Source organism: Streptomyces sp. NPDC107550, assembly GCF_055639095.1.
The window spans coordinates 1-12,764 of record NZ_JBVKBC010000010.1; the positions used below are offsets into that span (position 1 = coordinate 1).

At 73.9% G+C, this 12,764-nt stretch carries 9 protein-coding genes and 1 pseudogene; 6 read left to right on the forward strand and 4 right to left on the reverse strand.

The window, feature by feature from the left end; genetic code table 11:
- Positions 1-100: pseudogene (locus ACZ7LY_RS16045) on the forward strand (IS481 family transposase); the annotation flags it as partial.
- Here ACZ7LY_RS16045 and ACZ7LY_RS16050 read toward each other — a convergent pair.
- Complete coding sequence (locus ACZ7LY_RS16050) at positions 97-2,352, reverse strand: FUSC family protein (RefSeq protein WP_471625193.1); 2,256 nt, start codon at positions 2,350-2,352, stop codon at positions 97-99. The pseudogene ACZ7LY_RS16045 and the gene ACZ7LY_RS16050 overlap by 4 nt on opposite strands.
- Before the next feature lie 241 nt (positions 2,353-2,593).
- On the opposite strand from ACZ7LY_RS16050, the gene ACZ7LY_RS16055 reads away from it, so the two are divergent.
- On the forward strand, positions 2,594-4,054 hold the full coding sequence (locus ACZ7LY_RS16055) for a hypothetical protein (protein WP_471625194.1): 1,461 nt from the start codon (positions 2,594-2,596) through the stop codon (positions 4,052-4,054).
- Positions 4,055-4,180: 126 nt separating this feature from the next.
- Positions 4,181-5,320 (forward strand): SGNH/GDSL hydrolase family protein, encoded by a 1,140-nt coding sequence (locus ACZ7LY_RS16060; RefSeq protein WP_471625195.1) that lies wholly within the window; start codon positions 4,181-4,183, stop codon positions 5,318-5,320.
- Positions 5,321-5,464: 144 nt separating this feature from the next.
- Here the strand turns inward: ACZ7LY_RS16060 and ACZ7LY_RS16065 are convergent, their stop codons facing one another.
- A complete protein-coding gene (locus ACZ7LY_RS16065; protein WP_471625196.1) occupies positions 5,465-7,093 on the reverse strand; it encodes a penicillin-binding transpeptidase domain-containing protein in 1,629 nt (542 codons plus the stop codon).
- 221 nt (positions 7,094-7,314) lie between these two features.
- Here ACZ7LY_RS16065 and ACZ7LY_RS16070 point away from each other — a divergent pair, with 221 nt between their 5' ends.
- The gene (locus tag ACZ7LY_RS16070; RefSeq protein WP_471625197.1) at positions 7,315-8,781 is read left to right on the forward strand and encodes an FG-GAP-like repeat-containing protein; all 1,467 of its coding nucleotides are present in this window, start codon (positions 7,315-7,317) and stop codon (positions 8,779-8,781) included.
- Positions 8,782-8,866: 85 nt separating this feature from the next.
- Here the strand turns inward: ACZ7LY_RS16070 and ACZ7LY_RS16075 are convergent, their stop codons facing one another.
- Positions 8,867-9,742: an SGNH/GDSL hydrolase family protein gene (locus ACZ7LY_RS16075; protein ID WP_471625198.1), complete on the reverse strand. Its 876-nt coding sequence runs from the start codon at positions 9,740-9,742 to the stop codon at positions 8,867-8,869.
- 524 nt (positions 9,743-10,266) lie between these two features.
- Positions 10,267-10,440, reverse strand: a complete 174-nt coding sequence (locus ACZ7LY_RS16080) for a hypothetical protein (RefSeq protein WP_471625199.1) — start codon at positions 10,438-10,440, stop codon at positions 10,267-10,269.
- A gap of 207 nt (positions 10,441-10,647) precedes the next feature.
- Here ACZ7LY_RS16080 and ACZ7LY_RS16085 point away from each other — a divergent pair, with 207 nt between their 5' ends.
- Both ACZ7LY_RS16085 and mdlC read left to right on the forward strand, forming a co-directional pair.
- Positions 10,648-11,061 (forward strand): tautomerase family protein, encoded by a 414-nt coding sequence (locus ACZ7LY_RS16085; protein ID WP_471625200.1) that lies wholly within the window; start codon positions 10,648-10,650, stop codon positions 11,059-11,061.
- Between the two features lie 113 nt (positions 11,062-11,174).
- Positions 11,175-12,752 carry a benzoylformate decarboxylase gene (mdlC, locus tag ACZ7LY_RS16090; RefSeq protein ID WP_471625201.1) on the forward strand — a complete coding sequence of 526 codons (1,578 nt, stop codon included), beginning with the start codon at positions 11,175-11,177 and terminating at the stop codon, positions 12,750-12,752.
- The last annotated feature ends 12 nt before the right edge of the window (positions 12,753-12,764 follow it).

Consider the following 12,764-nt stretch of genomic DNA (forward strand, 5'->3'; position numbering starts at 1 on the left):
AGACTTCCTCCACACCTACAACCACCACCGCTGCCACACCGCACTCGGCGGCCAACCACCGATCAGCCGTGTGAACAACCCTGCGGGTCAATACACCTAGGCGCGGGGCCCGACCTCCACGCCCAGCGGGCGCGCCAGACCCGTGATCCCCTCGTCCAGGCGCTGGAGGTGCCGCAGGACGCGGAAGGTGACGGTGTTCGCCGCCGGGACGCCGAGCCCGTCGGTCTCCAGCATCGCCGCGATGCTCGCGCCCGACTCGACCTTCCCCGAGGTGTCCTCGTCGTTGACGTGCGCGACGAGGACCGCGATGTTGTGGTCGACGCGGCGCGCCGCGCGCGCGAGCCGCGGATCGGCGCCCACGTGCTTGCTGTACGGCACGAGTTCGGCCGTCGCCGCGAGGGACCGCGCGTGGTAGGCCGACGTCTCCAGCAGCGCGACGAGATAGCGCGCGGTCTGCCGGCGCTCGCGCAACGGCGTGATCGGATGCGTCAGCGGCTGCGTGGACGCCCGCAGGTCGTCCAGGGCGGTGTCCAGCTCCCGCGCCTTGTCCAGCAGATCGACGGCCGGCCCGCCGCTGAGCTGTTCGACGGCGCCCGCGACGACCTCGCCTAGCCGCTCCAGGACCGTGGCGAGCAGTTCGTCGGTGCGCCGGTCGGTGCGCACCGGCAGCACGAGCATCGCCGCGACGATGCCGCAGGCGGCGCCGAGCGCGGTCTCCTCGATGCGCAGGACGAGCACGTCGAGGCTGTACGTGTTGAGCAGTGTGTACAGCAGGCCGAGCATCGCCGTCACGAAGAACGACATCAGCGCGTACGACAGCGGCGCGGTGAAGAACATGGCGAACACGCAGAGCAGCACCAGCGCGAACGCCACCCACGTGTGGTTGCCGACCGCCCCGGCCAGCACCACACCCGCGACGACGCCGAGGACCGTGCCGAGCAGCCGCCGGTAGCCCTTGACGACGATCTCGCCCGTGGACGCGGTGTTGAGGAAGACGACCCAGCAGGTGAGGACCGCCCAGTACCAGCGCTGGCTGGAGAGGAACTCGCCGCCGGCGATGGCGAGCGCCGAGCCGACCGCCACCTGGAACGCGGCCCGTGTCGTGGGCCGCGCGAGCCCCTTCGGCTCGTCCTCGCCGCTCTCCTCCCCGCCCTCGCCCGCCTCGCCGCTCTTGTCGGCGGCGACCGTTATCGACACGTCCTCGGCGTCGAACTCCTCGCGCGAACGCGTCGTCGCGGGGGAGTCGTCCGACTCGTCCTGCGGCCCGTCCAGCGCCAGCCGCAGACCGAGGACCGCGCGGGCCGCCTCACCGATGCCGCGGAACACGTCCTGCATGGCGAGGGTCGCGCCGGGCGGGATGGCCTCCTCGTCGCGGTAGCCGAGCAGGCGGTTGCGTACGTGGGCGACGGCCGTGCCCCGGTTGGCCTCGGCGGGCCGCGCCACCATCAGGCGCAGCGCGTCCAGGTCCCGGCGCAGCGTCGCGCTCGCCTCGTCCTCGCGGTGCGGCAGCTTCCCCGTCGCGGGCACGGGCGCCCCCGGCAGATGCAGGGTCAGGGTGTCGGCGCGCTCGGAGCTGCGGGAGTTCAGCAGCAGCATGCCGAGGCGTTCGGCGGCGACCTCGGCGTCCGCGACGCGGCGCTGGATCAGCGCGGCGGTCGCCTCGTCGCGGGTGCCGTCCTCCAGGCGGCCCTGGATCATCAGCGCTGTCTCGTGCAGCCGCGCGGTGCGCCGGCGCAGTTCGTCGAGCACGTCGTCCAGTTCGCCGGGGGCCGCGTCGAGCAGCCGGGTCTGCGCGGTGACGAGCTGCGCGAGCCGGGCGCGGAACGCGTCGCGCAGCCGCCCGAGGACCCGCTGCGGCGTCTCCGGCACCACGGCGAACCGGGCGACGGCGCTGCACGCGAACGCCACGGCGATCGTGGCGAACAGGCCGGGCAACTGGCCGACGGAGGCGTTGACGAACAGGGACACGAAGTAGACCTGGAAGCCGATCAGGCCGAGCGCGGTGCCCCGGTCGCCGAACCGGCGGCAGTACACCGCGCCGAAGATCAGCGCCACGAAGAACAGGTCACCGCTCACCACGCGGCTGTGCAGCAGAGCCCCGAGCGCGACCGCGACCAGCGCGGTCGGCAGCCCGAGCGCGAGCGTCACGGCCTGGCCGCGCACGGTCTTCTCGCGGATGGCGAACGTGCCCACCATCGCCGTCATCGCGCCCGCCACCATGTGCGTCACGTCGGTGCCCAGCAGTGCGAGCACCGCCAGCGCCAGCCCGATCGCGGTGACCGTGCGCAGCCCGGCCATCAGCCGCAGCAGCCCCGGGTCGGAGGCCACGAAGCGATCCCACGTCCCCCTCATGGTCGGCCGTCGCGCCACCCGTCTCACTCCAAGATCGATCGTCGTGCGTCCCCCGAGCATACGAGGCGCTCCGCGCGGCTCTGGCAGGAGAGAAAGACCTGGCCCGCGCGATGGAGGTAATTCACTGCGCCCGTTGGCGCCAAAACCGTCGCGGGTCCGGGACCCGGGCCGGGGCGGGGGCGACATTCGGCGCATGCCCCCTTCGATCCGGAAGGGGTCGACTCGATGTGGAGCGCCCCTCATGTCACGTTTCAAGCGAACGGCCTCGGTGGCGGTCGTCGCCTGCCTTGCCGCTCTGTCCTCTCCCCTCCTCGTCCAGGCCTCGGCCGCGCCGTCAGCGGCTGTCGGCGAGCTGTGCATGTACTCACGCCGGAGCGCACCGGCCGACCTCGACAAGATCCTCTCGGACCTGCTGGTGGACCAGCCGCTGAACGTCCCGCAAGAGGTGGTCGATGCGGGGGACATGGGCCAGGTCATGCAGTTCCTGGCCGAGAAGTACGGAGGCCGGCAGCCGGCGGTGGACGCTCTGCTGAAGGCCGCGGCCAAAGCCTTCGGGTCCGGCAGTTTCGGGCATTCCTGGCTCGCCTACTTCCCCGACACCGGCGAGAAGCCGACCACCTACGGGTATCACGCCAACGGAGACAGCCCGGCCTTCCAAGTGGACCATCCGACGTCCGACTCGCCCAGCCGGGACCACGAGGCCCGTATCTGCCGCGCCGTCGACCGCGCGCAGCATGACGAACTGGACGCCATCGTGGCCAAGGAGAAGGAGGACGGAACGCGCTACGCCTGGGACCAGAACTGCACCGATTTCGCGGGCCGTACTTGGAACCGGGTCATGGCCGAGGGGCGAGGGCCCGCGCTGGACTACAAGCAGAAACCCGCGCCCAAAGGGCTGACGGCGCAACTGCTGCGCATGCTGGGAGCGGACGTGCTCGCCACTCCGGGCCAACTCGGCCACGCGATCGGCCGGACCAACGGCAGTGAGCAGAACCCCGTCCTCAAACGCCCGACGGAGATCGTCTCCACCGCTCCGCTGCCCGGGTCTTCCGACACCTTCGCGGTGTTCACCAAGGACCGCTTCGCCGCCGTTCGCCTGAAGGGCACCTCGGACACCGCTGTCGAAGGCAGCCGGCCGCTCGGCCCGCTGACCGCCGGCACCAAGTTCCGGGACGTCGACGAGGTCTCCACCTTCACCTGCAACCCGATCGCCGGCGGGCGCAGCTACCGCTACTACGTCTTCAGCGGCGACCGGCTGGCCACCGTCGACGCGCGTACGGAAGGCAGGGAGCCGGCCGTCGACGCCGTCGGCAGCCCCCGTCCGCTCGGCTCCGTCCCCGCGCTCGCCGGCCTCGATCACGTCGACGCCGTCATGAACATCACCGACCGTACGCACCAGTGCACCGATGAAGGAAAGGCCGAGCCTTCGAAGTTCGCCGTCTTCTCCGGCGGCAGGTACCGGGTCCTCACGGTCCCGGCCGCGGGGGACCTCGCCACCGCCACCGCGAGCGGGGACTCCCCGTTGAAGGTGGACCGGGTCGCCGCGGCCCTGGAAGCCAACGGCTCCGCCAGCCGCTGGGCCTTCTACGGCGGCAGCTTCGAGAGGATCGAAGCCCCCGAACCGCAGCGGATCGACGGGCGAGGGCGCACGGTGTCCGAACGGAACTGGAGCGCGTTCTCGCAGGCGGGCCTCGCTCCCTGACACCGGGGCGTGGATTCTGATACAGGGACCCGTTGGGGTTGCTTCGCGCTGAAAGGCGCATTCATCCGCTTTGTCGGCCGTTAGCCGTGCATGACTTCATCGTGGAACAGACGGGTTCTGGCGGCCGTGACCCTGGTGGCGGGGATCGCCCTGTCCGCAGTGGGCGTCGTCCCGACGAGCGCCGCGCCCGGTGCTGACAAGGCCGCGGAGACCCCGTGGGTCATCTCGCTGGGCGACAGCTTCATCTCCGGTGAGGCGGGCCGCTGGGCCGGCAACAGCAACTACAGCGCCCGCGGTTACTCGGGCACCGACCGCGCCTACGACCCCGGAACGCGGGTCACCGATCCCCGCCGGGTGTACGGCACCTCCTACGACGACCGCTGCAACCGCTCCGACAGCGCCGAGATCAACTCCGCACCCCTCGACAACCCGCGCCACAACCTCGCCTGTTCGGGCGCCACCTCCGAAGCGATCCTGCTGCCCGAACACGGCGGCCACCCCTTCAAGACCGAGCTGTCCCAGGCCCGCCGGCTCCAGGACACCGTCACCGGGCACCCCGTCAGGGCCGTGGTCGTCTCCATCGGCGGCAACGACCTCGGCTTCGAGGACATCATCCGCACCTGCGCCAAGAGCTTCCTCCGGCCCATCGGCGCCACCCCCTGCGCCCCGACCACGGCACCTAAGGTCAAGGACCGGCTGCCCGCCCTGCGCAGGGCGGCCGTCGCGTCGCTGGCCGAGGTCACAGCGGCCATGGCCCGGGCAGGACACCCTGAGGGCAGCTACCGCCTGATCCTCCAGTCCTACCCTTCCCCCCTGCCCGACGGCGCGCGGGTGCGCTACCCGGGGGAGCGGTACGACCGCATGACGAAGGGCGGCTGCCCCTTCTTCGACAAGGACTTCACCTGGGCCCATGACGAACTCGTCCCCCGGATCAGCGGCACCCTGGCCGCCGCGGCCCGCACGGGCGGCGCGGAGTTCCTCGACCTCTCCCGAGCCTTCGAAGGCCGGGAGGTCTGTTCCACGACCACCGTCCAGGCCGCGCCCGGGCGGCAGCCGTCAGGCAGCACCAGCGAATGGGTCCGCTTCGTGACCACCGGCTACGGTCAGGGTCAGGCCCAGGAGTCCCTGCACCCCGACTACTTCGGCCAGCTCGCCCTCGGCACCTGTCTGGGCCTGCACCTGGCGAGTTCCGGGAACCATGCCTGCACCAACACCCCGGGAGCGGGCCCCAGGGCCATGCGCCTCCAGCCGGCCCCCTCGGTGTAGCGACGGCGGCCTGCCGTCCGCACAGCGGCGGTGCGAGCGGCAGGCCGCAAGCAGTCGATCGCCGGAAAGCGGCAGTCAGTTGCCTCCCTGCCGACGCACGGGCCCACGAGATTGCCGCACGTCCCGACGAGGGAACCGGTTGCTTCAGTCGTCCAGCGACTTCAGGAGTGCCGCCACGAGGGGGCCCGCCGACTCGCCGCCGCGTCCGCCGCCCCGCATCACCGCCGCCGCCGCGAGGTCGTCGTGCCAGGCGGCGAACCAGCCGTCCGGCTCCTTCTGTCCCGCGACCTCCGCGGAGCCCGTCTTCGCCCCGATGTCCCCGCCCAGGCCCGCCATTGCCCCGGCCGCCGTGCCTTCGGTCGCCGTCGTGTGCAACAGGTCCCGCAGTTCCCGCGCCGCGCCCGCCGCCAGAACGCGGTCCGCCGTGACGAGGGCGGGGCGGCCGGTGCCGGGCGGGACGAGATGCGGCTGGCGGAACGTTCCGGTGCGGGCCGTGGAGATCACCGACGCCATCGTCAGGGGGTTCATCCGCACCCCGCCCTGCCCGATCATCGACGCCGCCTTCGGCGCCGCGTGCTGCACCGGCACCGCCCCGTCGAACACCGGCACGCCCGCCTGCCAGCCCCGCCCGATCCCGAACACGTCCCGCGCCTGCCGCGCCAGCGCGTCGTCCGCGATCCGCCCCGCCTGCGTGATGAACGCCGTGTTGCACGACGCGGCGAAGCTGCGCCGGAACGTGCCGCCCCCGATCGAGAAGTCGTCGACGTTGTGGAACGTCCACCCGCCGTAGGAGGCCGTCTTCGGGCACGGGTGCGGCGAGTCCGGCGCCGCCAGCTTCTTCTCCAGGAGCAGCGACGCCGTCACGATCTTCATCGTCGAGCCCGGCGCGAGCCGCCCGGTCAGCGCCGTCGACGTCCCGCCCGCCGGATGGTCGGCGACCGCCAGGACCTCCCCGGTCGAAGGCCGCAGCACCACCACCGAGGCGCCGGGCCGCCGCCCCGCCTCCCGCTCGGCCGCCGCCTGCGCCCGCGCGTCCAGCGTCGTACGCAACCGCCCCGGCGCGCCCGCGCCGAGCGCCACCAGCGCCCGGCCGCCCGTCGCCGCGTCCGCGCCTGCCCGGCCCGCCGCCTCCACCCGCAGTTCCACCCCGGGGCGCCCGCCGGCCTCCTTCCCGTACGAGCGGCGCAGCCCCTCCACGACGGGCGCGAGCGAGGGGAACGTCCGTGGGTCCAGCTCCCGTCCGCCCCGGTCGAGCGCGGTGAGTGGCGCCGTGCCCGTTTCGCGCGCGGCGAGCCGCTGCCCGGGCCCGAGCCGGGGATGCAGCACCGACGGCTGCCAGCGCACCACCGGCTGCCCGTCGCCGCGCCGCCGTACGACGGTGAGTGCCGTGTCGTACGAGAGGGCGGCGCGCGCCCCTTCGTAACGGAACGCCGCGCGCACCGCGTACGGCACCCGGGAGCCCGACGCCCGCCCCGCGTCCACGTGTTCGGGCGACAGATGCGCCTGCGCGCGGTAGGCGCGCAGCGCGCTCGCCGCCGCCGGGGCGTCGTCGGTGCGGTCCGCCGCCGTGTCCGTGTCGCCGTCCGCCCACGCGCGCAGGAAGCCGTCCGCCGCCGACCGGACCTCCGCCGCCGTCAGCGGCCCCGAGCGCGCCGGGCGTTCGTCGCCGCCCACCGCCCAGGCGGTCAGGCCCGCGCCGCCCACCGCGAGCGCCACCGCCCCCGCGAGCCACGCGCGCCGTCCGCCCCAGGTGTCCTGCCGGTCCTCGCCCACGGGCCCTCCGCCCTGCCGTCACCTCACCTGACCTGGGCTCACACTAGGGCGGGGACCGGCCCGCCTCCCTGTCGTACTACGCCGTCCAGGGCGCGCGGCGCGGCGCGAGCCGGGAAGACGGCCGGGGGCTGAACGCGGGGTGAAACCGCGTACAACCCGCCCCGCCCCTCGGCAGTCACACCAGACAGACGCCCGCCCGACGACCTTGTGGGAGCCCGCCCGTGCCACACAGACGCCGCATCCTGACGTACGCCATCGCGGCAGCCGCCGCCCTCACCGCCGGGGGCGTGCTGCCCGCCGGGGCCCACGCGGCACCCCGCCCCGCGACCAGCGACTTCAACGGCGACGGGTACGCCGATCTCGCCGTCGGCGTCCCGGACGGGACCGTGGGCGGACGGGCGAAGGCCGGATACGTCAACGTCGTTTGGGGCGGGCCCAAGGGCCTCGGCCGGCACGGCAGCATCCGGATCACGCAGGCCACCCCCGAGGTGCCCGGCACGCCGGAGGCGGGCGACCGGTTCGGCGCGTCGGTCGCGCTGACCGACCTGAACGGCGACGGCATCGCCGAACTCCTCGTCGGCGCGCCCGGCGAGGACATCAAGGGCGTGGGCAAGGACGTCGGCACGGTCGTCGCCGTCGCCGGCTCCCGGCGCGGTCCTGGCCCCGGCGCGAACGTGCTGGCCGGCCGCTCCGCGGGCGCCGCGTACGGCACGTCCGTCGCCGCCGCCGATCTGACCGGCGACGGCGGCAAGGAGATCGTCGTCGGCGGCACCGACAAGGTCGTCGCGTTCGTCGCCCAGGGCGAGGACAGCCTCGTCACCACGGTCGTCACCGCCCCCACGGGCGGCCGGGCGCCCGTCCTCGCCACCGGCGACTTCGACGGCGACGGCACCGCCGACCTCGCCGTGGCGTACTGGAACAAGGGGGCGCCGGGCACGCAGTCCCACGTACGGCTGTGGAAGTGGGACGCGGGGGAGTCCGCGATGGCCGACTTCTGGAACACGGACAACGCGGGCGTCACCGCGCTCGCCGCCGGTGACTTCGACGGCGACGGGCACACGGACCTCGCGCTCGGGGAGTGCCGCGAGATCGCCGACGAGAACATCGACGACCCCTGCGGGCCCGAGGACCTCGCCAAGGGCGGCGGCGTCCACGTCCACTACGGGGCGGCGCGGCCGGGCTCGTTCGGCGGGCGCGCGCAGACCTTCCACCAGGACACGCCGGGCGTGCCGGGTGTCGCCGAGGACGGCGACCGGTTCGGTGCCTCCCTGGCCGTCGCGGACGTCGACCGCGACGGGCGCGACGACCTCGTCGCGGGCGCGCCGGGCGAGGCGATCGGCAAGCGGGCGGGCGCGGGCGCCGCCTGGCTGGTGTACGGCGGACCGCAGGGGCTGCTCGACGCGTCCGGCGCGGCCCGGTCCGTCGCCGTCAACCAGAACACGCGGGGCGTGCCCGGTGTCGCCGAGGCCGGGGACGCCTTCGGCGCGGCCGTCTCCGCCGCCGACCACGACCGCGACGGCCACCCCGACGTGTCCGTGGGCGCGCCCGGCGAGAACAGCGGGCGCGGCGCCGTGTGGACGCTGCCCAAGGGCGCGGTGACGGGGGCGGCGGTGTTCTCGCCGCGCTCGCTGCGCCTGCCCTACCTCTCCACGGCCCACCGGTACGGCAAGCCGCTCGACGCCCGCTGAGACCGGCCGCCCGGGGCGGACTCCGGCGTGCGGCGCGCGGCGCCCGGGGCGCGCCCCTTCGCCCCGGCGCCGCGCGCCGCCACGGTCAGCGCAGGCCGACCGCGTTCATCGTGAGGTCGGCGAGCTTGGACTCGCCGAGCGCGTTCGGGTGCACCGGCACGAAGTTCGTGCCGAACAGCGCCGGCTCGACCCAGCGCGTTCCGGCCGGCTGGCAGGCGTCGTGCCCCTCGGAGGCGGTCGCCACATCGACGTACGTGGCGCCCGTCTCGGCGGCCGCGCGCCGCACCGCGCTGTTCAGATGCGTCTGGATGTCCCGCACGTACGGCACGTCCCCGGAGGCGATGGGCATCTTCACGAAGCAGCCCGACTGCGCCTTCGCGGGCATGATCCAGGGGTAGCCGAGGACCGCCACCTTCGCCTGCGGGGCCTTGTTCCGCACGGCCTGGAGCGCGGCCTTCACCGCCGGGTACGTCTTGTTGTCGATGTCACCGGTGAACTTGTCCCCGTACAGCGTCTGGCAGGGGTGGCCCTGGCCTGCCGTGGCGACGCCGGCGGACGCGCACGCGAGGATCGTGTCGATGAACGTGTTGTTGTCGTTGCCGCCGATGGTCAGCGTCACGAGCCGGGTGGCCGCGCCGAGCGCGTCGAGCTGCGGCGCGACCCCCGGGTACTGCGCCCCGGCGAAGTCCTTGGTCTGCGCGCCGCCGCAGGTCACGTCCTTGAGGGCGGCGCCCGTGCGCGCGGCGATGACATGCGGGTAGTTGGCGGTGGAGCGGGCGCACAGCGGGCTCGCGGAGGGGTCGAGCGGGAGCACGCCGGACGCGGCGCTGTAGCTGTCGCCGAGGGCGACATAGGGGAGGGGCTGCGGCGCGGCCTGCGCGGGGGCGGCGAGGCCGACGGCCACGGCTCCCGAGGCGACGGCCAGGGCCGCCACCCTGCTTCTGAATGCGCGAATCGCCATCTGTTGCTCCTTCGCAACCGGCTCGGCTCAAGGCCAAGTTCCGTGTGAGGCAGGGGAGTTCAGCGCGCTGCGCATCGAAGCTACCGACGAGTTTGAAAATGAGTCAATAGGCGTGCAGCGGGTCGTGGAACGGGTGGGGGTGCACGCGGAGCTGATCGCCGGTCAGGGCGGCGCGGGCGGGCCGGCTGCGCGATCCGGGCCGGGGCCACCGGGGTAGCCGTGTTCGCTGTGGCGGAACAGCGGCGCGCAAGGGCCTCGTACTGCGCGGCCGCATCCCTGGCGCGACCCGCCCGCCGAAGCGTCCGCGCCGCGGCCCGCTGCTGCCTGCGCCATCCCTGGCGGCCGTCGCCATCCTGGACGCGTACGGGGACGCGAACGCGGGCGGGCCGTGGCGGGCGTGTTGGCCGCGGGGCGCGCCCGGCTCGCCGGCCTCGCCCGCGAGGTGCTGCGCGACGGCTAGGACGGCTGCGATGGCTGACGCGCGGCCCGCTGAGGCCGGGCGGCCGGGTGGCGGGGTGCCGCTCTCAGCTCGCCTGGTCCTCGGAGGTCTGCTCCACCGGCGCGTTGCCGAAGTGGAGGACGTTCTCCGCGGTGCGCTCGGTCTTCTGCGCGGCCTCCCGCACGTCAGCGAGAACGTCGCCGTGCTCGTCGACGAGGCTGTCGTAGATGGGTGCCGGGGCGCTGGACGGTGCGGGCACGGTGAAAACTCCTGGTCTTCGTGATGCGGAAGTCATCTGGTGTTCGGACAAAGGGGGACCCTACGCGGACCTTATGAGCCCTGACCACCCAGGGCGGTGATCAGTGACGAGCGCCACGAAGTGGCTGTACCTACTAGTATGTACGGCGCGGAGTGATCTCCGCCCGGTTCCCGAACGCGCGGCACGTGCCGCCCCGAGGAGGACGTCATGCCCCTGGTCCGGATCGACGCGGTCGGCGCCGACGCCGCCCGGCTGCGGCTGCTCGGCGAAGCCGTGCACGAAGCGCTGGTGACCTGTCTCGGCTGCCCGCCCGACGACCTCTTCCAGGTCCTGACCGGCCACGACGGCACCCGAAGCGTCCTGCGGTACTCGACCTACCCGGACATCCCGCGCGACGACGGTGTCGTCTTCGTGGACATCACCCTGCGCGCGGGCCGGGGCGCCGCACTCAAGCGCAGCCTGTACCGGGCCATCGCCCAGTGCGCGGAGGAACGCGCCGGGGTCGAGCCGCGGAACATCGTGGTGACGCTCCGTGAGAACACCTCCGATGACTGGTCCTTCGGGTACGGCCTCGCCCAGTACGCCCCCGACGAGACGACCCCGGAGGCGCCCGGTACCTGAAGCCCCGTCAGTGGCGCGCACCCGCCCTCGTACGGCGGAACACCGGGAGTGCGGACCCCTGTCTCTCTACGCTCGGAGGGAGCCGTCGCCGCGCCGGCCGAGGAGGGTCACCCATGCCGACCGCACGCCGCATCGCCCACGCGTTCCTGGAACGGCACGGCCTGACCACGATCTTCGGCAACCCCGGCTCCAACGAACTGCCGTTCCTCACCGGCCTGCCGGACTCCTTCCGGTACGTGCTCGGGCTGCACGAGGGCGCCGTGGTCGGCATGGCCGACGGGTACGCCCAGGTCACCGGCCGCCCCACCCTCGTCAACCTGCACTCCGCCGCGGGCTCCGGCAACGCCATGGGCGCCCTCACCAACGCCGTCCACGCCCGCACCCCGCTGGTCCTGACGGCAGGTCAGCAGGTGCGTACCGCCATCGGGTTGGACGCGATGCTCGCCAACACCGACGCCACCCAGCTCATGCGCCCGCTCGTCGGCTGGGCGGGCGAACCGGCCTGCGCCGCCGACGTCCCCCGCTCCCTCGCGCAGGCCGTCTTCGAGGCCGCACTCCAGCGCCGCCCCACCTATCTCTCCGTCCCCTATGATGACTGGACCGCCGAACTCGCCGGCCCCTCCCCGGAGCTCCGCAGCGTCCAGCAGGCCCGGCATCCGGACCCCGCCCAACTCGACGCCCTCGTACGCGTGATGGAGCGTGCCCGGCGCCCGGTGCTGGTACTCGGAGGCGACCTCGACACCGCCGGGCACTTCGACCGGGCCGTCGCCTGCGCCGAACACCTCGGCGTGCCCGTGTGGACCGCCCCCTCCCCGCACCGGCTGCCGTTCCCCAATCGTCACCCCCTGGCGCGCGGAGTGCTCCCGGCCGGGATCGGCTCCCTGTCCGCCGCGCTCGCCGGGCACGATCTCGTCCTCGTCCTCGGCGCCCCCGTCTTCCGCTACCACCAGCACGTACCCGGCCCCTATCTCCCCGAGGGGGCCCGGCTCGTCCAGGTCACCGACGATGCGAGCGCCGCCGCCCGAGCCCCCGTCGGCGAAGCCCTCGTCGCCGACCCCGGACCCGTGCTCGACGGGCTCCGCACGAGGCTGCCCCGGCGCGGCCCCGGGCGCGGGGAGTTCACCGTGCCGCCCGCCCCCGCCACGGCGGACGGCGGCGCCCTCCACCCCGAGCAGGTCTTCGCCGCGCTGCGCGAGACGCGGCCCGCCGACACCCGGTACGTCGTCGAGTCCACGTCCACCAACGCCGCCTGGTGGCGCCAGATGGACCTGCGCCACCCCGGCTCCTACTTCTTCCCCGCCGCCGGCGGCCTCGGCTTCGGGCTGCCCGCCGCGGTCGGCGTCGCCCTCGCGGACCCCGCACGGCCCGTCGTCGCCGTCGTCGGGGACGGCTCCGCCCACTACGGCATCACCGCGCTGTGGACCGCCGCCCGCCTCCGCGTCCCCGTCACCTTCGTCATCCTGCGCAACGGCGCGTACGGCGCCCTGCGCTGGTTCGGCCGCCTCCTCGACGCCCCGGACGTGCCCGGCACCGACCTGCCCGGCATGGACTTCACCGCGCTCGCCGCCGGATACGGGGTGCCCGCGGTCGCCGTACGCGAAGCAGGCGCGCTGTACGCCGAGTTGACCGCCACGCATCCCGAGGGCCCGCGGCTCGTACAGGTGGACACGGCACTCACCGACCCGGAGTGACCCGGCGGCGGA